Here is a 23,696-nt window from a genome sequence, read left to right as displayed (position 1 = left end):
GTCCCGGCCGGTACCTGCTTCCCGCCTGGACGATTCCGGTGTCGTGACGTCCGCTTTCCCCCGATCCCGGATATGCCGTGTCCGCGGACGGCGTTATCGTGGAGGACTCCTGCGCCACGAGCCGCTGACCGCCCCATGCATTCGATCGAAGTCGTCCTGGTGATGCTGCTGGCGGTCGTCGCCAGCGGCTACCTGACCCGCGTGCTGCAGCGCTGGCTGCCGTTGCCGCTGCCGGTGGTGCAGATCGCACTGGGCGCGACGATCGCCGGCGTGTTCGGGCGCGGCGTGACGCTCGATCCGCACCTGTTCTTCGTGCTGTTCCTGCCCCCGCTGCTGTTCCTCGACGGCTGGCGCATTCCCAAGAACGGGCTGTTCCGCGACCGCGGCGTGATCCTGCAGCTGGCGCTGGGCCTGGTGGTGTTCACCGTGCTCGGCGCCGGGCTGCTGATCCACTGGATGATCCCGGCGATGCCGCTGGCGGTGGCGTTCGCGCTGGCGGCGATCCTCTCGCCGACCGATCCGGTCGCAGTCTCGTCGATCGCCGCGCGCGCGCCGATCCCGTCGCGGGTGATGCACATCCTGGAGGGCGAATCGCTGCTCAACGACGCCTCGGGCCTGGTGTGCTTCCGCTTCGCGGTGGCCGCGGCGCTGACCGGTAGTTTCTCGCTGCTGTCGGCCTCGCTGACGTTCCTGTGGGTGGCGCTGGCGGGCGCCGCGGTGGGCGTGGCGGTCACGGTGGCGGTCAACCGGGGGCATGCGCTGGTCTCGCGCGTGTTCGGCGAGGAGGCGGGCACGCCGATCCTGATCAGCCTGCTGACGCCGTTCGGCGCCTACCTGCTGGCCGAGCAGATCGGCGCGTCGGGCATCCTCGCCGCGGTCGCGGCCGGCATCACGATGAGCTACGTCGAGCTCAGCGGTCGCGCGCTGGCGACCACGCGGGTGCAGCGCGCGGCGGTCTGGGACACGGTGCAGTTCTCGCTCAACGGCATCATCTTCGTGCTGCTCGGCGAGCAGCTGCCGTGGATCGTCGAGCGCGCGGTGACCACGGTGCGCGAGGCCGGGCACGTGGCGCCGTGGTGGCTGGCGGTCTACGTGCTGGCGATCTACGCCGTGCTGTTCGCGCTGCGCTTCGCCTGGGTCTGGGTCTCGCTGCGCATCGGCCTGTCGCGCCGCGGGTCGGGGCGGACGCGGCCCGACTGGCGGCTGGTCGCGGCGATGTCGCTGGCCGGCGTGCGCGGGGCGATCACGCTGGCCGGCGTGCTGACGCTGCCGCTGGCGCTGCGCGACGGCTCGCCGTTCCCGGCGCGGGATCTGGCGATCTTCCTGGCGGCAGCGGTGATCCTGATCTCGCTGTTGCTCGGCAGCCTGGTGTTGCCGCGGCTGCTGCAGGGGCTCACCGTACCTGCCGAGGGCGAGGGCGACCGTGAGATGGACCTCGCACAGCACGAGGGCGCGATCGCGGCGGTGGCCGCGGTCGAGCGGGCGCAGCACGCGCTGCCCGCGGCGAAGGCCGATCCCGACCTCTACGCCAGCGCCGCGGTCCGGGTCATGGCGCTGTACCAGGAGCGGCTGCGCCGCGAGCCCGGCGGCGGCATCGACGCGGCGGAACTGCGCCGGGCCGACGAGGCCGAGCGCGCGCTGCGCATCGCGGCGGTCGGTGCCGAGCGCGAGTGCATCTATCGTCTGGCCCGCCACCGGCGGATCTCCGACGAGGTCGCCCGCCGCCTGGTGCGCGACCTCGACCTGCTCGAGGCGCGCTACCGCTGACGGCTCAGGGGGAGGTCGCGCGCTCGAGCCGGTCGAGCAGCGCGAACGCCGCGGCGCGCGAGCTGCCGCACATGTCGTCGGCCGGGCGCAGCGAGGCGCAGAACCCGGGTCGCTCGGGGCGGCCGAACAGCCGGCAGCGCAGCGCGTCGTCGAGCTGCACGCAGCGCACGCCGGCCGGCTTGCCCTGCGGCATGCCGGGGATCGGCGAGGTGATCGACGGCGCGATGCAGCACGCAGCGCAGGCCGGACGGCAGTCCATTGACGCGGCGCTCAGCGGGACCGGCGCACGACCGCCAGCGCCAGCAGCACCAGCGCGGCGGCCTCGACGACGGCCAGGCCCAGTCCGGCGACCGCGTGAAGCATGCGCATGCCGCCCAGCGGCAGGCCCGCGCCGAAGATGTAGGCCTGCAGCATCGGGTAGAGGAACAGGCCGAGCAGCTGGGCGGCCAGCATCAGCCCGAAGCCCCACAGCGCCAGGCGGCCGGGGACCGGGTCGGCGGCGCGGTGGCGCAGCACCATCGCCACCGCCACGACGAGAGCGATCAGCAGCGGCAGCCGGCCCGGGAGCTGGCCGAGGAGCAGCATCAGCAGGTCGTCGGCGTTCATCGTCCGGCCCTCAGTCCGCGCTGACCAGCGCGGCGTTGCGCGCCTGCAGTGCGTCGAACACCGGGTCGGTTTCCGGCCGCACGCCGTGCCACAGCGCGAAGCTCTCGGCGGCCTGCTCGACCAGCATGCCGAGCCCGTCGATCGCCTCGCGCACGCCGTGGGCGCGGGCCCAGGCCAGGAACGGCACCGAGGCCTCGCCGTAGTTGAGGTCGACGGCCGCGGTGCGCATGCCCACCAGCGCGCGCGGCAGTGCGGGGACTGCGCCGCCGCGGCCGGCCGAGGTGGCGTTGACGATCAGGTCGAACTCGCCCGACTCGCCGACCCGCTCCAGGTAGCGCGGATGCACGCGGCCGGGCTCGCCGAGCGCGTCGGCCAGCGCGTCGGCGCGCTCGGGGGTGCGGTTGACGATCGTCAGGCCGTCGACGCCGGCGTCCAGCAGCGCCCCGGCGACACCCCTTGCCGCGCCACCGGCGCCGATCAGCAGCGTGCGCCGGCCGCGCCGGTCGAGCCCGTGGCGGTCGGTCAGGTCGCGGACCAGGCCCGCGCCGTCGGTGTTGTCGCCGTGCCAGGTCCCGCCGCGGCGCACCAGCGTGTTGACGGCACCGGCGCGCTGCGCCCGGTCCGACCGCGTGTTCGCCAGCGCGAACGCGGCCTCCTTGTGCGGCAGCGTCACGTTGGCGCCATCCCCGCCCGAACCGGCGAAGTCCGCGGGCGCGTCGGCGAAGGCGCCGGGCGCGGCATCGATCGCGGCATAGTCGACCGCGATACCGGTCTGGTCGCCGAACGCGGCGTGGATGCGCGGCGACAGTGAATGGGCGACCGGATGGCCGAAGACGGCGTAACGGGCACTGCGCGACATGGCGACTCCGGGCGACGGCGCGCCCGACCGGCGCGGCACGAGTCTAGCGGGCAGCGCGCGGACGTGGCGATCCGGCCAGCCCCCGGGGGATGCGGGCACGGCCCGGACGCGGTATACACGGAGCCGGACGCAGTGCGACGCGGCGGGCCAGGGGGAACGCGGCGGCAGCGACATGGTCGGGCGGGGACGGCAGCGAAGCCGCACGCGCCCGGCGTGCACCCGGTGGAACACCGTCATCTGAAGAGGGGAGTCTTTCGCATGTCACGTATCCGCACCATCGGCGGGGCCTCGGTCCTGCTCGGCGCCGTCGCCGTCGCGGCGGCCAGTACCGTGCTGCCGTCCACGGCACCCGCCGCCCGGCAGGCCATCGACTCGGCCCGGCAGGGCGTCGGCGCGCTGCTCGGCGCCGCCCCCGTCGCCGCGGCCGCCGCGCCGCGGGGGCCGTCTGCGGCGCCCGTCGCGCAGGACCCCGGCCGCTACATCGTCGTGCTCGACGACCCGGCGCTCGCCGGCTACGCAGGCGGCGTCGCCGGGCTCGCCGCCCCGGCCAAGCGTCGCGACACCCAGCGCCTGGACGTGCGCAGCGCCCCGGCGCGCAGCTACGTCGGCTACCTGCAGCGCCGCCAGCGCGAGGTCGAGAGCGGCATCGCGCTGGATCTCGGCCGGCCGCTGCGGGTCGAGCGCCGGATGCAGCACGCGATCAACGGCCTGGTCGTCGAACTCGCGCCCGCCGAGGCGGCGAAGGTCGCCGCGCGCAGCGACGTGCGCTTCGTCGAGCCCTATCGCGAGTACGCGCTCGACACCGACACCGGGCCCGGCCTGATCGGCGCGCCGGCACTGTGGAACGGGACGATCGGGGGCCTGGGGGCGCTGCAGGGCGAGGGCGTGGTCGTGGGCATCCTCGACTCGGGCATCAACTTCGGCGCGCCGTCGTTCTCCGCGGTCGACCCGGTCGACGGCTACGTCCACGTCAACCCGCTCGGCAGCGGCACGTACCTGGGCACCTGCGCGCCCGGCGGCATCGATGCCGGCCGCTGCAACGACAAGCTCATCGGCGGCTACGACTTCGTCTGCGAGGCGCCGGGGCTGACCTGCGGCCGCGAAGGCATCCGCGAGGAGCCCGGTTTCGGCGACACCAACAGCCACGGCAGCCATGTCGCATCCACGGCCGCCGGCAACCGCCGCAACGTGGTCTTCAGCGGCAACTCGCGCGCGATCTCCGGCGTGGCGCCGCGCGCGAACATCGTCGCCTTCGACATCTGCTACACGCGGCTGTCGGACGGCCTGGGCCTGTGTCCGAACGTCTCGGCCGTCGCGGCGGTCGAGCAGGCGATCGCCGACGGCATCGTCGACGTCATCAACTACTCGGTCGGCGGCGGCGGCCAGCCGTGGAGCGAGGCGGTCTCGCTGGCGTTCCTGTCGGCGAGCGAGGCCGGCATCTACGTCGCGGCCTCGGCCGGCAACAGCGGCCCGGCGGCCAACAGCATGGGCCACCTCGAGCCCTGGGTCGCCTCGACCGGCGCGGCCCAGCACGGCCGCGGCGTGTTCGCGGCCCCGCTGCAGGTCACCGGTCCGGCGCCGGTGCCCGAGCCGCTGTCGCTGGTGCTGCTGACCGAGGGCAGCGGCGGCACGCCGCACACCACGACGATCCCGGGCACGACGCGGCTGCGCGTCAGCGCCGGCATCGACGGCGGCGCCGACGGCTGCACCGCCTATGCCCCGGGCACGTTCCAGAACGCGATCGCGGTCGTGCGCCGCGGCACCTGCCCGTTCGCCGACAAGGCCGCCAACGCGGCAGCGGCCGGCGCGGTCGCGGTGCTGATCGCCAACAACGCCCCGGGCGGGCTGGTGCCGTCGGTGCCGGGCGCGACGGTGCCGGTGTTCTCGGTGACCCAGGCCGAGGGCGACGCGCTGCGCGACTTCGCGGCGACGCGGCCCGATGCCACCGCCGGGATCGGCTACCCGCCGCTGCCCACGCCCAACGTGCCCGATGCGCTCGGCGACTTCAGCTCGCGCGGTCCGGCCGGCACCTTCAACCTGCTCAAGCCCGACCTGGTCGCGCCCGGCGTGTCGATCCTGGCCACGGTGGCCGGCGAGACCATCACCGGGTACGAGAACGCGCTGGGCCTGATGAACGGCACCTCGATGGCCTCGCCGCACCACGCCGGTGCCGCCGCGCTGCTGCGCCAGGCGCGGCCGGACTGGTCGGTGCCCGAGATCAAGTCGGCGCTGGCGCTGACCGCCAAGACCCTGGTGTACACCGAGGACGAGGTCACGCCGGGCACGCCGTTCGACCGCGGCAGCGGCCGCATCCGCGTCGACCGCGCGGCCGAGGCCGGCCTGGTGATGCACGAGACCGGCGCGCGCTACCTGGCGGCCAATCCGGCGCAGGGCGGCGACGTCGTCAACCTCAACCAGCCGGGCTTGGCCAACCGCAACTGCCAGACCACCTGCAGCTTCGTGCGCACGTTCCGCAATCCGCACGCCACGGCCTCGACCTGGCGGGTGCGCTTCGACGGCGTCGCGGCGACGGCCGTGCCCGCGCAGCTGCGGGTGCCGGCCGGCGCCAGCGTCAGCGTGCGGATCACGGTCGATGCGCGCAGCCTGCCGGCCGACGGCAGCTGGCGCTTCGGGCAGGTCACGCTCGAGCCGGTCGGTGGCGCGCTGGGTCCGCAGCGCACGCCGCTGACGCTTCCGGTCGCGGTGGCCCGTCAGGCCAACTGAGGCAACGCCGCCTCCCCCGTCCGCGGGGGAGGCCGGCGCAGGGGATCAGCCTTCGCGCAGCCAGCGGGCGGCGTCGAGGGCGAAGTAGGTCAGCACGCCGTCGGCGCCGGCGCGCTTGAAGCCGAGCAGCGATTCGAGCACGCACTTGCGCTCGTCGAGCCAGCCGTTGGCCGCGGCCGCCTTGAGCATCGCGTACTCGCCGCTGACCTGGTAGGCGAACACCGGCACCGCGAACTCGGTCTTGGCGCGGCGCACGATGTCCAGGTACGGCATGCCGGGCTTGACCATGACCATGTCCGCGCCCTCGTCGAGATCCTGCGCGATCTCGCGCATCGCCTCGTCCGAGTTGCCCGGGTCCATCTGGTAGGTCGCCTTGTCGGCCTTGCCCAGCGCGCCGGCCGAACCGACCGCGTCGCGGAACGGGCCATAGAACGCGCTCGCGTACTTGGCCGCGTAGGCGAGGATGCGCACGTGCACGTGCGCGTCGGCCTCGAACGCGGTGCGGATCGCTTTGACGCGCCCATCCATCATGTCGCTGGGCGCGACGATGTCGGCGCCGGCATGGGCGTGCGACAGCGCCTGGCGCACCAGCGCCTCGACGGTCACGTCGTTGAGCACGTAGCCGGCCTCGTCGACGATGCCGTCCTGGCCGTGCGTGGTGTAGGGGTCGAGCGCGACGTCGGTGATCACGCCCAGCTCCGGGAAGCGCGCCTTGATCGCGCGCACCGCGCGCTGGCACAGGCCCGCATCGTCCCAGGCCGCGGCGGCGTCGAGCGACTTGGCCTCGGGCGCGGTGACCGGGAACAGCGCCAGCGCCGGCACGCGCAGCTCGCTCGCGGTCTCGGCCACGCGCAGCAGCGCGTCGATCGACAGGCGCTCGACGCCGGGCATCGACGGCACCGCCGCGCGCCCGTCGGCCTCGTGCACGAAGACCGGGTAGATCAGGTCGTCGGCGGTGAGCGTGGATTCGCGCATCAGCCGGCGCGAGAAGTCGTCGCGGCGCATCCGCCGCATGCGGGTATCGAGTCTGATCATGCGGCGATTCTACGCCCGCCCCCGGCGCGGGCCCTGCGACACCGGGTCGCAGCCGCGCGATCGGCGCGCTCAGCCGATGTCGTGGACGCCGTCGATCTCGACCGCCAGTTCGCGCCGGCAGATCGCCGCGTGCAGCACCACGCGCGGCACGTCGTCGCCGAAGCGGGCCTCGAGCGCGTCGGCCACGACCGGCAGATCCTCGGTATCGCGCACGTAGACCTTCAGCCGCGAGCCGGCGCCGAACGCCGCCGGCAGCGCCGGGCGGCGCTGGCGCGCCGATCCGATCAGCGCGTCGAAGTTGGCGAACGTCTCGTCGAGCTGGGCCAGCAGCTCGCCCTCGTGCAGCGAGGCGTGGCCGACGACGCTGGCCGTGCCCGAGAGCATCAGCGGCATCGGGCTGTCGTCGGGCGGCAGCATCGCGCGCGCGAAGCTCGGCGCCTGCGGCCCGTACTGGCGCGGATAGCGGTAGGCGCTGACCTGGCGCGGGTTCTCCACCGGCGTGCCCGGCACGCGCGCGGCCAGCCAGTAGATCTGGATCGTGCGCGCGGCGTCGCAGCGGCCGATCGCGGTCGCGGCCGGCAGATGCGAGGTGTCGAAACTGCCCAGGCCGCGGGCGCGGCCGATGCAGAACTGGCGGTAGCGCTCCGCGTCGCCGTCGCCCTGGGTGATCGCGTCGAGGTAGTTCCAGATCCGCAGCAGGTGCGGATGGTCACCGGCCTCGACGAAGCGCGTGAGCTGGCGGTAGGCGTGCTCGGCGGCCAGCAGGATGCCGCTGTGGTCGCCGTCGCCGGTGTGGCCGGCGGGCTCGTCGACCTCGATCGCGCCGAACAGCAGTTCGCCGTCGGTCGACCAGGCGATCTCGCCGTCGCGCCCGCTGCGCACCGGCGCATGCGCGTGCCAGACCTCGACCGGCGCAGCGCCGTGCGGCTGCAGCGGCACGCGCAACCAGCGCGGGTCGTCGATCCGCGGCGCGCCGTCGCCGAAGCCGAACGCAGCGAGCACGTCGGGCTGGGCCAGCAGCCGCGCCGGGTCCTGGCCGTGCACGTACTCCACGCGCAGCCGCGGCAACGGCTGCGGCGGCAGCGGCGCAGGAACGCTCACGGGTTGCCTCCGTGCAGCGTGTCGCCGCGGAAGGCGACGCGCGCCTGACGCCGCCGCGTGCGCCAGCCGCGCAGCGCCTGCGGCGCGATCGCGATCGCGTTGAGCGCGTAGATCAGGCGGAACACGTACAGCCGCCAGCGCACCGCGGCATTGTCGAAGACGTCTCCGGCCAGCATCGAGATCACCGCTTGCTCCAGTTGCAGATCGTTGCGGGGCGCCGAGAACAGCCGCTGCATGACCGGCGTGTTGAAGCGATAGATGAACCACGTGAAATGCCGCAGCCCGCGCTCGAGCCGCGCCTGCATCGCGCGCTGCAGCCCGGCCTCGCGCGCGGGCGCGCGCAGCGACGCGTCGACCAGCGCGGCGGCCCGGCGGGCGCCGTCCATCGCCAGATAGACCCCGGACGAGAAGATCGGGTCGACGAACGCGTATGCATCGCCGATGAGGATCCAGCCCGGCCCGGCCATGCGCGTGGACGCGTACGAATAGTTGCCGGTCGCGTGGACCGGGGCGATGCGCTCGGCGCCGCGCATGCGCGCGCGCACCGCCGGGTTGGCCTCGAGCGTGCGCATCAACAGGGTCTCGTTGTCGATGCGGCCGCCGTCGGCGCTGCGCTGGCGCAGGTACTCGGGCAGGCACACCGCGCCCACGCTCATCACGTCGTCGGGCAGCGGGATCAGCCAGAACCAGCCGTGCTCGAAGCGCGCGATCGTGATGTTGCCGGCGTCGGCACCGGGCTGGCGGGCGACGCCGCGGAAATGGCTGAACAGCGCGGCGGACTGGTGCGCGGGATTCCTGCGCTTGAAGCGGCGCTGCGACGCGACCATCGTGTCGCGGCCGCTGGCGTCGATCAGGTAGCGCGGGCGCAGCGCGAGCGCGCTGCCGTCGGCGGCGACCGCGTCGACCCGATCGGGCCGGCCGTCGGCGCCGAAGGCCACGTGTACCGCACGCGTGCGTTCGCGCACGTCGGCGCCGCAGGCGCGCGCGTGCTCGAACAGCAGCTGGTCGAACTGGTCGCGGCGCACGTGCACCGCGTAGTCGTGGCGCGGGTCGAGCGCGCGGGTGAAGCGGAACACGTGGCTGCCGCCGGCATCGCCCGGCAGCGGGAAGTCGGCCCCCGCCTTGTGCACGCCGATCGCGCGGACCTGGTCGAGCACGCCCAGCTCCTCGAGGATCGGCATGTTCATCGGCAGCAGCGACTCGCCGATGTGGAACCGGGGGTGGGCGTCCTTCTCCAGCACGACCACCTGGTGGCCGGCACGCGCGAGCAGGGCCGCGGCGGTGCTGCCGGCCGGCCCACCGCCGATCACGACCACGTCGACCTGCCGGGCGAGGGCGTCGGGGACGGGGGCTGCGGCAACGGTCGGGGCGGGGCTCATCCTGGAGAACGGTCGAAAGTGCAGGCGCGCATCATAGCGGAAGCCCGTGCGGCGGCCCGCAGCGCCCCGCCGCGCTTGCGCCGCTCGGCCCGATGCCGGATCGTGGCGGCCTGCCCACCGATGGAAGCCTGCATGTCCGCACAAAACGAGGCCGGGCGCGCGCTCGCGCAGCTGCTGGTCGAGAGCCTGAACCTGGAGGACGTCCAGCCGGGCGACATCGATCCCGAGGCGCCGCTGTTCAATGCCGGGCTGGGCCTGGACTCGATCGACGCGCTGGAACTGGCGCTGGCGGTGAGCAAGCGCTACGGCTTCCAGCTGCGCTCGGACAACGACGAGAACCGCCGGATCTTCGCCTCGCTGCGGGCGCTGTCGGCCCACGTCGAGCAGCACCGCACCACTTGATCGCGCTGCTGCAGCTGCTGCTGGCGCTGGGCTACGCGGTCCTCGCCCACCTGGCCAGCGCGTGGCAGCACGACGGCTGCGCGCTGGCCGCGCTGGGCCTGCTGATCGCGATGCTGCTGGTCGAGCCGCTGCTGCACCGGCGACCCTGGGCGTTCGCCGCGCTGCCGCTGGCCGCCTGGGGCGCCTGGGCGCTGTACGCCGCCGGCCACGTCGCGCTGCCGCTGCTGCTGGTGCCGGTGGTGTTCGTGCTGGCGATCGCGTGGATCTTCGCGCGGACGCTGCGGCCCGGCACCGAGCCGCTGATCACCCGGATCGTCGCCGGGATCGAGGGCGGCGCCGTGCAGGACATCGCCCCGGAGCTGCGGCGCTACACCCGGACGCTGACCGCGGCCTGGGCGGCGGTGCTGGTGGCGATGGCGGCGGCCAACCTGCTGCTGGCGCTGCTCGCCAGCCCCGGCGGCCTGCTCGAGAGCCTGGGCATCGCCTCGCCCTGGCCGATCACCCGCGAGCAGTGGTCCTGGTTCGCCAACGTGCTCAACTACGGCGTGATCGGCGGGTTCTTCGCCGTCGAGTTCATGGTCCGCAAGCGGCGCTTCCCCGGGCGCTACCACAGCTTCGCGGACTTCCTGCGCAAGCTGGCCGGGCTCGGGCCGGTGTTCTGGCGCGACCTGCTGCGCTGAATCGGCGCCGTGGACGCGCTCGGGGGCCGGATCGCCAGTATCCTAATGGTCCGATGGAATACCGACAGACCCGCGCCGAACCCGGCACGCTGGCGATCACCGCGCTGCCGATGCTCGCGTTGAACGCGCTGGAGTTCCTGTTCACCCTGCTATGGACGGCGGGCTGGATCACCGTGGCCCTGTGCCTGCAGGCGGTCACCGGCCGCAGCGGGCTCGCGCTGGACATGGCCCGCACGCGCTGGGCGCCCGGCCTGGTCGGTCCGGCGGGCGGGCTGACGGTCGAAGGCGCCGACGCGGTCGACTGGTCGCGGCCGTACCTGGTGGTGGCCAACCACGAGTCGCTGCTCGACATCTGCGTGCTGTTCATGGCGGTGCCGGTGCCGCTGCGCTTCCTGCTCAAGGAGGAGATGCGCCGGGTGCCGTTCCTCAATCTCTACGCCCGCGCGACCGGCATGCTGTTCATCAGCCGCGACGACCGCCGCGCCGGCCCGCAACTGCGGCGCCAGGTCGCGCAGGTGCTGGGCGCGGGCCACGCGCTGTGCCTGTTCCCCGAGGGCACGCGTTCGCGCGACGGCCGGCTGGGCGAGTTCAAGTCCGGCTCGTTCCAGGCCGCGATCGATGCCGGCGTCGACGTGCTGCCGGTCGCGCTGCACGGCACCGGCGCGGTGCTGCCGGTCAGCGGTTTCTTCCGCGTGCGCCGCGGGCCGATGCGCGCGGTGGTCGGCCAGCCGATCCCGGTGGCCGGCCGCAGCGGCGCCGCCGGCCGCCAGGCGCTCGCGCGCGAGGCCCGGGACGCGGTCACCGCGATGCTGGGCGGGCGCTAGTCCATGGCCGCGACCGGCTTCGCCGTCGAGGCGGACCATCCCTGCCTGCCCGGGCATTTCCCCGGCCGGCCGGTGGTGCCGGGCGTCGTCGTCCTCGACCGCGTGGTCGCCGCGATCGAGGCGCAGCACGGTCCGCTGGGCGCGCTGCGGCTGCCGCAGGTGAAGTTCGTGCAGCCGCTGCTGCCGGGCCAGGCGGCCGCGATCGCGTTCGAGCCGTTGCCGGGGCAGGCGCCGCGCTGGCGCTTCCGGGTCGAGCGCGACGGCACTCTGCTCGCCTCGGGCGAGATCGCCGCCGGCCAGCCGGCCCGGGCATGAGCAGCGAGTGGAAGCGCCGCCGCGAGGGCGGCGGGCGGTTCGCGCTGTCGCTGATCCGCGGGATCGCCAGCCACTGCGGGCGTGCCCCGGCGCGCGCGCTGCTGCATCCGATCACGCTGTACTTCCTGCTGCGCCGCGGCGCGGAACGGCGCGACTCGCGGGCCTATCTCACACGCGTGTTCGGCCGCCCGGCGACGCTGGCCGAGGTCGCGCGCCACGTCCACACCTTCGCCGCGACGATCCTCGACCGGCTGTTCCTGCTCAGCGAGTCGACGCGCCGCTTCGACGTGCGCACCGAGGGGCTCGAGGCGCTGCACGCCCACCTCGAGGCCGGCCGCGGCGTGCTGCTGTTCGGCTCGCACCTGGGCAGCTTCGAAGTGCTGCGCGTGCTCGCGCGGCAGCGCCCGCAGACCCCGATCCGGGTCGTGCTCGACCGCGCCCACGGGCGTGCGGTGACCGAGCTGCTCGAGGCGCTCAACCCCGAGGTCGCCGCGACCGTGATCGACGCCGGCGCCGACGGCCCGTCGGTCGCGCTGGCGATCCAGGAGGCGCTGGGGCAGGGCGCCATGGTGGCGTTGCTGGTCGACCGCAGCCAGGAGGGCGGCGCCACGCTCGAGGTGCCGTTCCTCGGTGCACCGGCGCAGTTCCCGGTGGCGCCGTGGCTGCTGGCGGCGGTACTGAAGGTGCCGGTGATGCTGGCCTTCGGCCTGTACCGTGGCGGCAACCGCTACGACCTGGTGTTCGAGCCCTTCAGCGACGGCATCGACCTGCCGCGGCGCGAGCGCCAGGCCGGCGTGGCCGCGCTCATCCGCCGTTACGCGGCGCGGCTGGAGCATCATGCGCGCAGCGCTCCCTACAACTGGTTCAATTTCTATGACTTCTGGAAACGCGACCCCCGCGCGCCCGTGGCCGGGTCCCTGCCTGCTGCTGGCGATGCTGCTGGCGGCCCCGGCATGGAGCGCGGCGCAGACCGCTGACGCGGCCCAGGCGCACCCGGCGCCGCTGCGGGCCGACCCGTCGCGCGACCGCGTGCCCGCCCCCGCGGCGGCGTCGCCGCGCAGCGTCGATGCCGACTGGATCCTGCAGCGGCTGACCCAGGCGGGCGCGAGCGCGACCCCGTTCGTCGAGCTGCGCACCTCGTCGATGCTCAAGCGGCCGCTGACGCTGGCCGGCGAGTACCGCCGCCCCGATGCCGACACCCTGGTGCGCGAGGTGCGCAGCCCGTACGCCGAGACCACGACGATCCGCGCAGGCGAGGCGACGATCGCGCGCGAGGGCCGCGCGCCGCGCACGTTCTCGCTGTCGCGCGTGCCCGAACTCGCCGCGCTGCAGGGCAGCTTCGGCGCGCTGCTGGCCGGCGACCGCAAGGCGCTCGAGACGCTGTACGCGCTCGAGGCCGACGGCGTGCCCGCCGACTGGACGCTGACGCTGACCCCGCGCGATCCGCGCACCGCCGGCCGCGTGGCCGGCATCGTGCTGCGCGGCCGCGACGCCGAGCTGCGCTGCATCGAGACGCGCCCGAAGCAGGGCGAGCCGCAGCCGACGCTGCTGGGCGGCGCGGCCACCGCCGCGGCCGGGATCGAGACGCCCGAGGCCGCGCAGCGGCTGTGCCACGACGTGCCGCGTTGAGCGCGCGCCCGGGCTTGCGCGACCGGCTGCTGCAGCGCCCGCGCCTGCGCCTGGCACTGGCGGTCGCCTGGCTGCTGGTGCTGCTCGCGCTGGGCTGGGTGGCCGGGGCGACGCTGGAATTCAGCGGCGACCTGCGCCGTTTCCTGCCCGATGCGCGCACGCCCGAACAGCGCCTGCTGATGGAGGAGTTGGGCGACGGGCCCGGCTCGCGCCTGCTGATGCTGGCGATCTCGGGCGAGGCGCCCGAGGCGCTGGCCGCGCGCTCGCACGCGCTGCAAGACGCGCTCGCCGGCGATGCCCGCTTCACGCTCGTCGCCAACGGCGGCGAGGCGGGGCTCGACGGGTTCCCCGAGCGTCTGCTGCCGTACCGCTACCTGCTGACGCCGACGTTCGACGCCGCGCCGCTCGACGCCGACGCGCTGCGCGACGCGTTCGATGCGCGGCTGCAGGATCTCGGCTCGCCGGCCGCCGGGCTGGTCGAGCCGCTGCTGCCCGCCGATCCGACCCTCGAGGTGCTGGCGCTGGCCGAGGCCTGGCAGCCGGCCGGTGCGCCGCAGCGGCTGCACGAGGTCTGGTTCGACCGCGCCGGCGCGCAGGCGCTGTTGCTGGTCGAGACGCGCGCGGCCGGTTTCGACCCGACCGGCCAGCTCGACGCGGTCGGCACGATCCGCGACACCTTCGCGCGGCAGGCGGCGGGCGGCGACGCCACGCTCGAGGTCGTCGGCCCGGGCGCGTTCTCGGTCGACATCGGCAGCCGGACCCAGGGCGAGGCGCAGCGCATCGGCCTGGTCGACACGACCGGCCTGGTGCTGCTGCTGCTCGTCGCCTACCGCAGCTGGAAGCTGCCGCTGCTGGGCGTGCTGCCGCTGGCCAGCGCCGGCATCGGCGGATTGACCGCGGTCGCGCTGCTGTTTCCTGGCGGCGTGCATGGCATCACGATCGCGTTCGGGTTCACGCTGATCGGCGTGGTGCAGGACTACCCGATCCACTTCTTCAGCCATCAGCGCGCCGGCCTGTCGCCGTGGCGCAACGTGCGCGGGCTGTGGCCGGCGCTGTCGACCGGCGTGGTCGCGACCTGCATCGCCTACGCGACGTTCCTGTTCTCCGGCGTCGATGGCCTGCGCCAGCTCGCGGTGTTCACGATCGCCGCGCTCGCCATCGCCGCGCTCGCCACGCGCTACCTGCTGCCCGGCCTCGTCGATCCGGCGCCGCCGGACATCGCCGGGTCGGTGCGGCTGCAGCGGCTGTGGCACCGGATCGAGGCACTGCCGCGGCCGACCTGGTCGCTGGCGGTGCTGGCGCTGGCCGCGGTCCTGGCGATCGCGTTCGCGCCCGGCGCGACCTGGCAGAACGACCTGTCGAAGCTGACGCCGGTCGATCCGGCCTCGATGCAGCGCGACGCCGAGCTGCGCGCCGAACTCGGCGCGCCCGACGTGCGCTACGTGCTCGTCGCGCAGGCGGCCGACCGCGACGCGGCGCTGGCCGCGACCGCGGCGCTGCGCCCGGCGCTCGACGCGCTGGTGGCCGGCGGTCGGCTCGACGGCTACGACATGGCCGCGCGCTACCTGCCGGGTGCCGACGTGCAGCGCGCCCGCCAGGCCGCGCTGCCCGACACCGCGGCGCTGCGCGCGATGCTCGCCGACGCGCTCGCCGGTTCGGCATTCAACGACGACGCGTTCGAGCCGTTCGTCGAGGACGTCGCACGCGCGAAGGCGGCGCCGCCGCTGACCCGCGAGGACCTCGCGGGCTCGCCGCTGGCGACCGCGGTCTCGGGCCTGCTGCTCGAGCGCGACGGCCGCACGACCGCGCTGGTCTCGCTCAGCGGCCTCGACGCGCCGTCCGACCTCGACGCGCTCGCCGCGCAGGCGCGCGCGCCCGGGGTCGACGTGCGCCTGCTCGACATGAAGGCCGCGTCCGAATCGCTGGTCGTCGAGTACCGCGGCCGCGTGCTCGCCGCGATGGCGGTCGCGCTGGTGCTGCTGGTGGGCACGGTGTGGATCGCGCTGCGCAGCCCGCGCCGCGTCTGGCGGGTGCTGCTGCCGACGCTGCTCACGCTGCTGGTCGTGGTCGCGGTGCTGCGGCTGGCCGGCGTGGAATTAACGCTGTTCCACCTGGTCGCGCTGATCCTGGCCGCGGGGCTCGGGCTCGACTACGCGCTGTTCTTCGAGCACGCCGGGCAGGACCGCGACGACCAGATCCGCACGCTGCACGCGATCGTGGTCTGCAGCCTGATGACGCTGCTGGTCTTCAGCCTGCTGGCGCTGTCGTCGATCCCGGTGCTGCGCGCGATCGGCAGCACCGTCGCGCTGGGCGTGGTGTGCAACTTCGTGCTGTCGCTGCTGGTCGCGCGCCATCGCGCGACGATCGCGGCCGCACGCGCCGAACCGGAGCCGGCCACATGACCATGATCGATCGCGACACGATCCTCTCGATGATTCCGCACCAGGGCGCGATGTGCCTGTGGGACGCGGTCGTGGCCTGGGACGCGGCCACCGTGACGTTGCGCAGCGCCAGCCACCGCGACCCGGACCACCCCCTGCGCAGCGACGGCCGGCTGCGCGCGCTGCACCTGTGCGAGTACGGCGCACAGGCGATGGCGGTGCACGGCGGCCTGCGCGCGCGCCAGCGGCGGCCCGGTCCGGCCGGGCATGCTGGTCGCGCTGCGCGGCGTGCAACTGCACGTCGCCCGCATCGACGACCTCGCCGGCGACCTGACCTGCGTCGCCGAGGTCCTCGTCGAGTCCGACGACAGCCAGCAGTACGCGTTCCGCATCCAAAGCGACGGCAGACTGCTCGCCGAAGGCCGCGCGGCGGTGATGCTCGGCTCCCCTCCGTAGGCGCGCGCTCGTGCCTGCATCCCCTTTCGGGGGCGCGCGATGTGGCTTTCACCGGACCGCTCCATCGCGGGCGAGCGCGCGCCTACGGAGACACCGCCGCGCGGCCGGTACAATCGCCGCATGAGCGAATCCGCATCCAGGCCGCCCGCGCGGCGCGCCCTCGTCACCGGCGGCAGCGGCGATATCGGCGGTGCGATCTGCCGGCGCCTCGCGGCCGACGGGTACCACGTGATCGTGCACGCCAACGGCAACCGCGCGCGGGCGCAGGCGGTCGTGGCCGGGATCGTGGAGGCCGGCGGCAGTGCCGAGGCCACGGTCTTCGACGTCGTCGACGGCGAGGCCACGCGCCGCGCGCTCGAGGCGCTGCTCGAGGCCGGCCCGATCCAGATCGTCGTCAACAACGCCGGCATCCACGACGACGCGCCGATGGCCGGCATGTCCGAGGCGCAGTGGAAGCGGGTGATCGATGTCTCGCTGCACGGTTTCTTCCACGTCACCCAGCCGCTGCTGCTGCCGATGGCGCGCAAGCGCTGGGGGCGCATCGTCAGCGTGTCGTCGGTCGCGGCCGTGCTCGGCAACCGTGGCCAGACCAACTACGCCGCGGCGAAGGCGGCGCTGCACGGTGCGTCGAAGTCGCTGGCCCGCGAGATGGCCAGCCGCGGCATCGCCGTGAACGTCGTCGCGCCCGGCGTGATCGCCGGCAGCATGGCGCAGGACGCGTTTCCCGACGAGATGATCAAGCAGATCGTGCCCGCCGCGCGCGCCGGCACGCCCGACGAGGTCGCCGCGCTGGTCGGCTTCCTGTGCTCGGACGCGGCCGGCTACGTCAACGGACAGGTGATCGGCGTCAACGGCGCGATGGGCTGACCGCGGTCGCGGCGCGCGACCCCGATGGCGGTCTCCGGCCGTTCGTACACGGGAGCGCGCCGGCCACGGCGCCCTGGGAGGATCCCATGCGATACGTCCTGCTGTTGGCCGCCCTGCTGGGCGCGGTCCTGCTGCCGGCGCAGGCGCGCGACCGGCTCCGGCTCCAGGTGCCGGTCCCGGTCGTCGCGGGCGCGGACATCGACGCCGAACTCCTCGAACGCTGCGACATCGCCGGCAACTTCACCAGCGCCCTCGTCCGCGAACTGCGCAAGGTCGCCGAGCCCGCGCAGGCACCGCTGGCCGACATGCGGGGACAGGTGCTGCGGGTCGAGATCGTCGACGCGCTGTGGAGCGGCAACTGGTTCATCGAACACACCCAGACGCTGCGCGTGCGCGGGGCGCTGTACGAGGACGGCGTACGCGTGGCGGGCTTCAACGGCGTCATGCAGGGCCGGGGCGGCAGCATGACCAGCGGCTGCTTCCAGATGAATGCGAGTTTCCGGGCGCTGACCTGGCACATCAAGCGCTGGCTGCGCGATCCGGTGGATGGCGCGCGGATCGGACAGGGCGGTTAGCGGCGCCGCGCGATGCCGGCACCATCCACGCCGGCTTCAGGTCGGCCGGTGGATGATCGGCCGGCGCCCATCCGGGCATCCACGAGTCGAGGAACCGCCATGCGCGTCGTCCGCACCCTGTCGCTCCTGCTCGCCGTGGCCGCGATCGCCGGCTGCGCCAGCTCCCACGTCCTGACCGGCACGCCGCGCGCGCCGATCGACCCGGCCCAGGTCCGCATCTACCACGGCCCGCCGCCGGGGCACTACGAGGAGATCGCGATCCTCAACACCAGCAGCGGCGCGCTGACCTACGGCGAGCAGAACAAGACCGACTCGGTGCTGCAGAAGCTCCGCAACGAGGCCGCCAGTCTCGGCGCCAACGGCGTGCTGTTCCAGGGCACCGCCGACGGCGAGCGCAGCGGCGGCGTCAGTGTCGGCGGCGGCCTGGGCCGCGGCGGCGGGCGCTCGTTCTCGGCCGCCGGCGTGGGCGTGGACATCAGCCCGCGGCAGAAGTACGCCAGCGGCATCGCGATCTGGGTCGCCGATCCGCCGCCCGCCGCACCGGCGGGCCAGGTGCCGCCGGTCCGCTGAGACGCAGACCGCGAGGTCAGGGCGCGCGCGTGCGCGCCAGGGCTTCGTCGCCGGCCGCGCGGCGGCGCGACAGCAGCGGCGAGGTCATGACCGTCGCCGTCGAGACCCTGCAACGGACTCAGGCGGCGTCGGCGTACCAGACCGGGTCGAGCGAGGCCGGTCGGTCGCCGGCGTCGGCCAGCAACGCATCCAGGCCGTGGTCGCCGATCTGCGGGTGCTCCATACGCGCGCGCGCCAGCACTTCTCCGGCGAGGTGGCGCATGCGCGCGACGTTCTCGCCGATGCGCGCGACGAACGCGTCGGCGTCGAGCGTGTCGCCCAGCGCCCGGTTCATCTCGCGGAACCAGTCGATGCCGAACTGGTCGAGCAGCCGCGCGCCCGGCGGCGCGCGCCCGGCGTTGCGTTCGCCCCACTCGCGCAGCAGCGGTTGCAGCGCCAGGTTCAGCGTGCGGGCCTCGTTGAATGCCGGACGCAACCGGCCCAGCGTCGACAGGTCGGTCAGCCGGTCGGCGTAGAACAACGGCGCGAGCACCGCCCAGTAGTAGGTGTAGTCCCAGATGACCTTGACCGGCATGACCTGCGCGTCGCCGAACAGCGGGTACTGGTCCTGGTAGAGCGTCAGCGTGTTCTCGTAGAACGAGAAGTACAGCTGCTGGTACAGCTCGGCGTGGCGGCTGACGTCGAGGCCGGCATGCGACTTGCCGATCAGGTCGCAGACGTAGGTGTTGCTGATGGCGATGAAGTCGCTGCCCGGCGAGTAGAACGGATCGAGGAACACGCCGGCCTCGCCGGTCAGCGCCCAGCGCCGGCCGGAGAACACCTGCTTCGCGCCGTAGGAGAAGTGGCGCAGGAACAGGAAGTCCTGCAATGTGTGCTCGGTACGGTCGAGGCTGGCGGCGACCTGCGGCTGGTGCGTGCGCAGCCAGTCCATCGCCTTGGCGTGTGTGTTCATCGTCTCGAGCGGATGCATCTTCGCGTCGCAGACGATGCCCAGCGAATGCGCCCCGGACGACAGCGGGATCAGCCAGAACCAGTAGCCGGGCCCGCACATGTGATTGGTCGAGCGCCAGCGGTCCGGCGGATCGCAGCGCTGCAGCCAGCGGGTGTCCTGGGACCAGGTGTTGGGATCGACGATGCCGTCCACGCGCCACCACACCGCGTTGGCATCGTGGTCGTTGGCCTGGGCGAGCCCGAGCTTGCGCTTGAGCAGGCCGGCGCGCCCGCTGGCGTCGACGACCCAGCGGCAGCGCACCTCGCGCGGCGCGCCGTCCTGTTCGATGCGCACGACGTGGTCGCCGTCGTCGTCGGCCAGGTCGATGCCGCGCACGACCGCGCCGTCGTCGAAGCGCACCCCGCGCGCGCGGGCGCGCTCGCCCAGGTGGTTCTCGAAGCGGCCGCGGTCGATCTGCCACGACGGCGTGGGCATCAGCCGGCTCACGCCCATCTCGGTGCAGCGGTCGACGTGTTCGGCGCCCTCGGAGAAGAAGAAGCGGAAGCCGAACTTGCGGATCTGCTCGGTCTCCAGGTGCTCGCGCAGGCCGAGCACGTCGGCGAAGTAGTGCGCGCCGATCTCGACGGTCGACTCGCCGACCTTGTGCGCGGCCTCGCGCACCGGGTGCGTCTTGCGCTCGACCACGGCCACCGACAGCGTCGGCTCGCGGTCGCGCAGCTGCAGCGCCAGGGTCAGGCCGGCGAGCCCGCCGCCCAGGATGAGGACGTCGACGGCGGCGCTGGCATCGGGAGCTGGAGGCGTGGGCATCGTGCGGACCGTCCTGTGTGCGTCGGGGGGATGCCTCGAAAGCCGGGCTGGGGGCAGCCTATCGCAGGCGGCGCCCGAGGGCTCAGCCGGCCTGCGGCGTGCCGGGGGACGGCGCGCGCTCGGGCTCGGGGTCGGGCATGCCGGGATCGAAGATCACCGGCGGGCACCGGCGCCTGCGCCGGTAGACGTCGGCCAGATCGCCGTGGGACAGGACCTGGCCGACCACGTGGGAGGTGATCTGGTAGAGATCGTGGAACAGCCGGAAGTGGCTCTTGCGGAACTGCTCGTCGGAATCGGCGCTGCGGTAGCGGGTCTCCACCGGCACCGACACCACGCCGCAGCCCAGCTCGCGTGCGGCCGAGATCAGGATCTGCGCCTCGAACACGAAGCCCTCGCCGGGCACGTCCTGCAGCGCCAGCACGCCCGCCGGGTACAGCCGCTGCCCGCTCTGGCTGTCGACCAGCCGGTAGCCGCAGCCCCAGGCGATGCCCCAGTCGCCGAAGTCGTTGCCCAGGCGCCGGTACCAGGGCTGGGTGCTGCGCTTCTTCAGGCGCGCGCCGTTGACGATGCAGTTGGGGTGCCGGTTGGCCGCCTCGATCAGCCGCGGGATGTCGCTGGCGCGGTGCTGGCCGTCGCCGTCCATCGTCACCACCGCCGCGAACCCGCGACGACGCGCCTCGGCGAAGCCCGCGCGCAGTGCCGCGCCCTTGCCCTGGCGCTGCGGATGGCGCAGCAGCGTGACCGGCAGCGCGGAGACGATGTCCGCGGTCGCATCGTCGGAGCCGTCGTCGACGACGATCACATGGTCGCAGTGCTCGAGCGCGCCGCCGACGACCTCGGCGATGCGCAGCGCCTCGTTGAGCGCGGGCACGACCACCGCGACGTTGCCGCGGTGCAGGGGGGGTACGGTCATCGCAGGATCTCCAGCGCCAGCGCACGGTGCGGGCCGGCGCGCAGCACGGCGCCGGTGCATCCGGTCGCCAGCGCATCGAACAGGGGCAGCATCTGCGCCATCGCATTGCCCGGCACGTGGGCTGCCAGCGGACCGGTCCCGCCGGCGGCCTCGCCGTCGCGCAGCGTCGCCGCCAGCCGCGGGCCTTCGCCGTCGCGCGTCAGCACCAGCGCGCCGCCGAGCAGGCCCTCGCTCGGCGACATCGTCGCCAGCAGGCCGACCGAGGCGGCGTCGTAGGCCACCAGCAGCACCGCCTCGGCGCCGGCGGCGGGCTGCAGCAGGGCCTCGAGCAGGCCCTGCGCGAACGTCGCGTCGAACGCGCTGATCGCGGTCGTCGCCGCGGTGCAGCCGGCGCCGATCGTCCAGTAGCCGGCGGCGGCGTTGTGCACCGAATTGTGGAATTTCGTCGGCGAGATCGCGCTCGGGTCCTGCGCGAGGGTCTCGCACATGTAGTCGGTGATCGCCAGCTCGCCGTGGGTGGATGCGAACACCGACGGCAACGTCGCCGGATCGCGCCCGGCGGCCTGGCAGGCCGCAAGCGCGACCTCCAGCGCCACCGCCACCGAGGCGGGCGCGCGGCGGCGCTCGTTGGGCGCCAGCAACTGCGGCGACGGGCGCGCGGGCGCGCCGTCGGGCAGCATGCCGGTCGCGGCGAATGCCTGCGCGGCCGCCCAGTCGGGCAGGCCCTGGCTCCAGAAGCCGACACCGGCGACGGTTGCGGTCAGTGCGCTCATGCCGCGGCCCTGCCGAACAGCAGCGCGCAATTGTTGCCGCCGAAGCCGAACGAGTTGTTCATCGCATAGTCGATCCCGCGCTCGGCGTTGTCGAAGCGGATCTGCGGGCCGCAGGCCGGGTCGCGCACCTGGCTGTCGAGGATGCCCGGCAGGATCCCGTGCTCGAGCGCGATCAGCGCGAACACCGATTCGACGATGCCGGCCGCGCCGAGCGTGTGCCCGGTCCAGCCCTTGGTGGAACTGGCGTGCAGCGTGCCCGGGAACAGCGCGTCGACCGCGCGCGCCTCGACCGCGTCGTTGGCCGGCGTCGAGGTGCCGTGCAGGTTGAGATAGCCGACCTGCGCCGCGTCGACGCCGCCGCGCGCGAGCGCGCCCTGCATCGCCAGCGTCGCGCCCAGGCCCTCGGGATGCGGCGCGGACATGTGGTGCGCATCGCTCGATTCGCCGTAGCCGCGCAACTGCAGGCCGGCCTCGCCGGGTGCGGCGCGTTCGAGCAGCGCGAAACCGCCGGCCTCGCCGAGCGAGAGTCCGTCGCGCGCGGCGTCGAACGGCCGGCAGCGCTCGCTCGACACCAGCCCGAGCGCGTTGAAGCCGAACAGCACGCTGCCGCACAGCGTGTCGACGCCGCCGACCAGCGCCGCGTCGACCAGCCCGGCATCGATCATCCGCGCCGCCTGCGCGAAGACCTTCGCGCTCGACGAGCAGGCGGTCGCGACGGTGATGCAGGGCCCGCGCAGGCCGGTCGCATGCTGCAGGAAGTCGCCCAGCGAATGCGGGGTGTGCACGATCGGGCGGGCCAGGTCGTCGGGGAAGCGGCGCGTGCCGTCGTCGCCGGTCGTGGCCCGCACGTAGCCTTCCTCGCTGGCGCCGATGCTGGAGGTGGAGGTGCCGACCAGCACCGCAACGCGGTCGGCGCCGTGGCGGGCGACCAGGGCCTCGAGCGCGGCGGGCAGGCCGTCCTGCTGCAGCGCCAGCCATGCCAGCCGGTTGTTGCGGCACTCCCAGCGCGCCAGCGCGGCCGGCAGCGCGGCCGCCTCCAGCCCGTCGACGCGACCGATCCAGGTCGGCAACGGGGCCGGGCCGAAGTCGTTGCGGCGCAGGCCGCCCCGGCGCGCGCGCAGGGCCTCGCGCTGCGCCTCCGCGCCGCGCCCCAGTGCGGTGGTCGCGGTGTAGGCGCGGATGGCGATCGCCGGCATCGGCGGCAACGACTGCGGTGGGGGCACGCGTGGGGTCCGTCTCGGGAAGCGGCCGAGTATAGCCATCGCATGTGAGGCTAGAATTCAGGGCCGACCCCAGTGCCGTTCCCCACGCGAAGTCACGTCCGATGGCCCGTCCCCGCCTGCTGCGCCGGCTTGGCCTGCTCGTCGACCGCGACGCGCTGCACGCGCTCGTGGTGGCCGGCAGCGCCTGCATGCTGAGCCTCGGCCTGGTCTACGTGGGCTACGTCGTGCACGTCTGGCGGGTGGCGCGCAACGCGCCCTGCGCGCCGGCGCGCGGAGACTGCGTGCTGCTGTTCGGCAAGCATGCGCCCGGCGGCCGGCTGGATGCCGACTTCCAGGCCCGCCTGGCACGGGCCGCGACCCTGTGGACCTCGCATGCGCCGCGCAGCGTGCTGCTGCTCGGCGGCGGCCCGCATGGCGGCCCGACCGAGGCTGCGCTCGCGCGCGAGGCGCTGCTGGCGCGCGGCGTCGCCGCCGACGCCCCGCTGCTGCTCGAAGACCGCTCGCGCGACACCCTGCAGAACCTGCGCAACGCCCGCGCGATGCTGGCGCAGGCCGCACCGGCGCCGGTGGGCCAGGTCACCCTGCTCAGCAGCCGCTACCACCTTGCCCGCTGCGCGCTGTTCGCCGGCCACCTCGGCCTGGACTGGGAACTGTGCGCCGCCGAGCCCGCGCTGTCGTGGCGCCCGGCGACGTGGTGGCGGATCGCCGGCGAGGCCGCGTACGTGTGCTGGGTCGACGTGGGCATGCGCTGGGCCCGGCTGATCGGCCACCGCCGGATGCTCGCGCGGCTGGGGTAGCGCGGCGGCGGGCCGTCGTATCCTGGCCGGGTCTTCGGCAGGGAGCGGCAGGACGATGCGG

The 23,696-nt window shown here is 74.1% G+C and carries 23 protein-coding genes and 1 pseudogene; 14 read left to right on the top strand and 10 right to left on the bottom strand.

Going from position 1 to position 23,696, the window contains the following annotated elements:
* Window positions 1-135: 135 nt before the first annotated feature.
* Entirely contained in the window at window positions 136-1,767 is a 1,632-nt protein-coding gene (locus tag WQ56_RS15950; RefSeq protein WP_047138127.1) for a Na+/H+ antiporter, read from the top strand.
* 4 nt (window positions 1,768-1,771) lie between these two features.
* Here the strand turns inward: WQ56_RS15950 and WQ56_RS15945 are convergent, their stop codons facing one another.
* From WQ56_RS15945 to aroE, 3 genes are read right to left on the bottom strand one after another with little or no spacing between them, the layout of a single operon-like run.
* The gene (locus WQ56_RS15945) at window positions 1,772-2,026 is read right to left on the bottom strand and encodes a YkgJ family cysteine cluster protein (protein WP_047138126.1); all 255 of its coding nucleotides are present in this window, start codon (window positions 2,024-2,026) and stop codon (window positions 1,772-1,774) included.
* A gap of 11 nt (window positions 2,027-2,037) precedes the next feature.
* Window positions 2,038-2,373: a hypothetical protein gene (locus WQ56_RS15940; RefSeq protein ID WP_047138125.1), complete on the bottom strand. Its 336-nt coding sequence runs from the start codon at window positions 2,371-2,373 to the stop codon at window positions 2,038-2,040.
* Window positions 2,374-2,383: 10 nt separating this feature from the next.
* Window positions 2,384-3,232 carry a shikimate dehydrogenase gene (gene aroE / locus WQ56_RS15935; protein WP_047138124.1) on the bottom strand — a complete coding sequence of 283 codons (849 nt, stop codon included), beginning with the start codon at window positions 3,230-3,232 and terminating at the stop codon, window positions 2,384-2,386.
* 258 nt (window positions 3,233-3,490) lie between these two features.
* Between aroE and WQ56_RS19450 the strand changes: the two genes are divergently transcribed.
* Complete coding sequence (locus WQ56_RS19450) at window positions 3,491-5,956, top strand: S8 family serine peptidase (RefSeq protein ID WP_052773057.1); 2,466 nt, start codon at window positions 3,491-3,493, stop codon at window positions 5,954-5,956.
* 45 nt (window positions 5,957-6,001) lie between these two features.
* Here WQ56_RS19450 and hemB read toward each other — a convergent pair whose 3' ends face one another.
* From hemB to WQ56_RS15915, 3 genes are all read right to left on the bottom strand, one after another.
* Window positions 6,002-6,991 (bottom strand): porphobilinogen synthase, encoded by a 990-nt coding sequence (gene hemB / locus WQ56_RS15925; RefSeq protein WP_047138123.1) that lies wholly within the window; start codon window positions 6,989-6,991, stop codon window positions 6,002-6,004.
* Between the two features lie 69 nt (window positions 6,992-7,060).
* A complete protein-coding gene (locus tag WQ56_RS15920) occupies window positions 7,061-8,092 on the bottom strand; it encodes a pteridine-dependent deoxygenase (protein ID WP_047138122.1) in 1,032 nt (343 codons plus the stop codon).
* On the bottom strand, window positions 8,089-9,471 hold the full coding sequence (locus tag WQ56_RS15915) for an NAD(P)/FAD-dependent oxidoreductase (RefSeq protein WP_047138121.1): 1,383 nt from the start codon (window positions 9,469-9,471) through the stop codon (window positions 8,089-8,091). Before WQ56_RS15915 ends, WQ56_RS15920 begins: the two co-directional genes overlap by 4 nt.
* Before the next feature lie 132 nt (window positions 9,472-9,603).
* Between WQ56_RS15915 and WQ56_RS15910 the strand changes: the two genes are divergently transcribed.
* From WQ56_RS15910 to WQ56_RS15860, 11 genes and pseudogenes are all read left to right on the top strand, one after another.
* Window positions 9,604-9,873 (top strand): phosphopantetheine-binding protein, encoded by a 270-nt coding sequence (locus tag WQ56_RS15910; RefSeq protein ID WP_047138133.1) that lies wholly within the window; start codon window positions 9,604-9,606, stop codon window positions 9,871-9,873.
* The gene (locus WQ56_RS15905) at window positions 9,870-10,553 is read left to right on the top strand and encodes a hypothetical protein (protein ID WP_047138120.1); all 684 of its coding nucleotides are present in this window, start codon (window positions 9,870-9,872) and stop codon (window positions 10,551-10,553) included. The genes WQ56_RS15910 and WQ56_RS15905 overlap by 4 nt, the downstream gene beginning before the upstream one ends.
* A 110-nt stretch (window positions 10,554-10,663) precedes the next feature.
* Window positions 10,664-11,377 carry a lysophospholipid acyltransferase family protein gene (locus WQ56_RS15900; protein ID WP_047138132.1) on the top strand — a complete coding sequence of 238 codons (714 nt, stop codon included), beginning with the start codon at window positions 10,664-10,666 and terminating at the stop codon, window positions 11,375-11,377.
* 3 nt (window positions 11,378-11,380) lie between these two features.
* Entirely contained in the window at window positions 11,381-11,692 is a 312-nt protein-coding gene (locus tag WQ56_RS15895) for a dehydratase (RefSeq protein WP_047138119.1), read from the top strand.
* Window positions 11,689-12,669 carry an acyltransferase gene (locus tag WQ56_RS15890; protein WP_082132474.1) on the top strand — a complete coding sequence of 327 codons (981 nt, stop codon included), beginning with the start codon at window positions 11,689-11,691 and terminating at the stop codon, window positions 12,667-12,669. The genes WQ56_RS15895 and WQ56_RS15890 overlap by 4 nt, the downstream gene beginning before the upstream one ends.
* Window positions 12,626-13,321 (top strand): LolA-related protein, encoded by a 696-nt coding sequence (locus tag WQ56_RS15885; protein ID WP_231583442.1) that lies wholly within the window; start codon window positions 12,626-12,628, stop codon window positions 13,319-13,321. The genes WQ56_RS15890 and WQ56_RS15885 overlap by 44 nt, the downstream gene beginning before the upstream one ends.
* Complete coding sequence (locus tag WQ56_RS15880; RefSeq protein ID WP_231583441.1) at window positions 13,318-15,723, top strand: MMPL family transporter; 2,406 nt, start codon at window positions 13,318-13,320, stop codon at window positions 15,721-15,723. The genes WQ56_RS15885 and WQ56_RS15880 overlap by 4 nt, the downstream gene beginning before the upstream one ends.
* 2 nt (window positions 15,724-15,725) lie before the next feature.
* Window positions 15,726-16,158 (top strand): annotated as a pseudogene (locus WQ56_RS15875) (phosphotransferase).
* A gap of 120 nt (window positions 16,159-16,278) precedes the next feature.
* Window positions 16,279-17,025, top strand: a complete 747-nt coding sequence (gene fabG, locus WQ56_RS15870) for a 3-oxoacyl-ACP reductase FabG (protein WP_047138118.1) — start codon at window positions 16,279-16,281, stop codon at window positions 17,023-17,025.
* An 86-nt stretch (window positions 17,026-17,111) separates the two neighbouring features.
* Window positions 17,112-17,600, top strand: coding sequence for a hypothetical protein (locus WQ56_RS15865; RefSeq protein WP_047138117.1), 489 nt, complete (start codon window positions 17,112-17,114; stop codon window positions 17,598-17,600).
* A 99-nt stretch (window positions 17,601-17,699) separates the two neighbouring features.
* Window positions 17,700-18,170: a hypothetical protein gene (locus WQ56_RS15860; protein ID WP_047138116.1), complete on the top strand. Its 471-nt coding sequence runs from the start codon at window positions 17,700-17,702 to the stop codon at window positions 18,168-18,170.
* Between the two features lie 118 nt (window positions 18,171-18,288).
* Here WQ56_RS15860 and WQ56_RS15855 read toward each other — a convergent pair whose 3' ends face one another.
* The 4 genes from WQ56_RS15855 to WQ56_RS15840 form a co-directional block, all read right to left on the bottom strand.
* Window positions 18,289-19,929 (bottom strand): tryptophan 7-halogenase, encoded by a 1,641-nt coding sequence (locus tag WQ56_RS15855; protein ID WP_047138115.1) that lies wholly within the window; start codon window positions 19,927-19,929, stop codon window positions 18,289-18,291.
* Window positions 19,930-20,011: 82 nt separating this feature from the next.
* Window positions 20,012-20,842 carry a glycosyltransferase family 2 protein gene (locus WQ56_RS15850; protein ID WP_047138114.1) on the bottom strand — a complete coding sequence of 277 codons (831 nt, stop codon included), beginning with the start codon at window positions 20,840-20,842 and terminating at the stop codon, window positions 20,012-20,014.
* Window positions 20,839-21,615, bottom strand: a complete 777-nt coding sequence (locus WQ56_RS15845; protein WP_047138113.1) for a beta-ketoacyl synthase chain length factor — start codon at window positions 21,613-21,615, stop codon at window positions 20,839-20,841. The genes WQ56_RS15850 and WQ56_RS15845 overlap by 4 nt, the downstream gene beginning before the upstream one ends.
* Complete coding sequence (locus WQ56_RS15840) at window positions 21,612-22,811, bottom strand: beta-ketoacyl-[acyl-carrier-protein] synthase family protein (RefSeq protein ID WP_047138112.1); 1,200 nt, start codon at window positions 22,809-22,811, stop codon at window positions 21,612-21,614. Before WQ56_RS15840 ends, WQ56_RS15845 begins: the two co-directional genes overlap by 4 nt.
* 128 nt (window positions 22,812-22,939) lie before the next feature.
* Here WQ56_RS15840 and WQ56_RS15835 point away from each other — a divergent pair, with 128 nt between their 5' ends.
* Window positions 22,940-23,635 (top strand): ElyC/SanA/YdcF family protein, encoded by a 696-nt coding sequence (locus tag WQ56_RS15835; protein WP_047138111.1) that lies wholly within the window; start codon window positions 22,940-22,942, stop codon window positions 23,633-23,635.
* Window positions 23,636-23,696: the final 61 nt, after the last annotated feature.

It is taken from the genome of Luteimonas sp. FCS-9, from assembly GCF_001014645.1.
Classification (GTDB): Bacteria; Pseudomonadota; Gammaproteobacteria; order Xanthomonadales; family Xanthomonadaceae; genus Luteimonas.
The sequence above is the reverse complement of the archived record's forward strand: the minus strand, read 5'-3'. Positions and strand labels throughout refer to the sequence as shown.

Coding starts and splice junctions, on each gene's coding strand:
- WQ56_RS15950 (WP_047138127.1), top strand. CDS start 136: ATGCATTCGATCGAAGTCGTCCTGGTGATGCTGCTGGCGGTCGTCGCC.
- WQ56_RS15945 (WP_047138126.1), bottom strand. CDS start 2,026: ATGGACTGCCGTCCGGCCTGCGCTGCGTGCTGCATCGCGCCGTCGATC.
- WQ56_RS15940 (WP_047138125.1), bottom strand. CDS start 2,373: ATGAACGCCGACGACCTGCTGATGCTGCTCCTCGGCCAGCTCCCGGGC.
- aroE (WP_047138124.1), bottom strand. CDS start 3,232: ATGTCGCGCAGTGCCCGTTACGCCGTCTTCGGCCATCCGGTCGCCCAT.
- WQ56_RS19450 (WP_052773057.1), top strand. CDS start 3,491: ATGTCACGTATCCGCACCATCGGCGGGGCCTCGGTCCTGCTCGGCGCC.
- hemB (WP_047138123.1), bottom strand. CDS start 6,991: ATGATCAGACTCGATACCCGCATGCGGCGGATGCGCCGCGACGACTTC.
- WQ56_RS15915 (WP_047138121.1), bottom strand. CDS start 9,471: ATGAGCCCCGCCCCGACCGTTGCCGCAGCCCCCGTCCCCGACGCCCTC.
- WQ56_RS15910 (WP_047138133.1), top strand. CDS start 9,604: ATGTCCGCACAAAACGAGGCCGGGCGCGCGCTCGCGCAGCTGCTGGTC.
- WQ56_RS15900 (WP_047138132.1), top strand. CDS start 10,664: ATGCTCGCGTTGAACGCGCTGGAGTTCCTGTTCACCCTGCTATGGACG.
- WQ56_RS15895 (WP_047138119.1), top strand. CDS start 11,381: ATGGCCGCGACCGGCTTCGCCGTCGAGGCGGACCATCCCTGCCTGCCC.
- WQ56_RS15890 (WP_082132474.1), top strand. CDS start 11,689: ATGAGCAGCGAGTGGAAGCGCCGCCGCGAGGGCGGCGGGCGGTTCGCG.
- WQ56_RS15885 (WP_231583442.1), top strand. CDS start 12,626: ATGCTGCTGGCGGCCCCGGCATGGAGCGCGGCGCAGACCGCTGACGCG.
- fabG (WP_047138118.1), top strand. CDS start 16,279: ATGAGCGAATCCGCATCCAGGCCGCCCGCGCGGCGCGCCCTCGTCACC.
- WQ56_RS15865 (WP_047138117.1), top strand. CDS start 17,112: ATGCGATACGTCCTGCTGTTGGCCGCCCTGCTGGGCGCGGTCCTGCTG.
- WQ56_RS15860 (WP_047138116.1), top strand. CDS start 17,700: ATGCGCGTCGTCCGCACCCTGTCGCTCCTGCTCGCCGTGGCCGCGATC.
- WQ56_RS15855 (WP_047138115.1), bottom strand. CDS start 19,929: ATGCCCACGCCTCCAGCTCCCGATGCCAGCGCCGCCGTCGACGTCCTC.
- WQ56_RS15850 (WP_047138114.1), bottom strand. CDS start 20,842: ATGACCGTACCCCCCCTGCACCGCGGCAACGTCGCGGTGGTCGTGCCC.
- WQ56_RS15845 (WP_047138113.1), bottom strand. CDS start 21,615: ATGAGCGCACTGACCGCAACCGTCGCCGGTGTCGGCTTCTGGAGCCAG.
- WQ56_RS15840 (WP_047138112.1), bottom strand. CDS start 22,811: ATGCCGGCGATCGCCATCCGCGCCTACACCGCGACCACCGCACTGGGG.
- WQ56_RS15835 (WP_047138111.1), top strand. CDS start 22,940: ATGGCCCGTCCCCGCCTGCTGCGCCGGCTTGGCCTGCTCGTCGACCGC.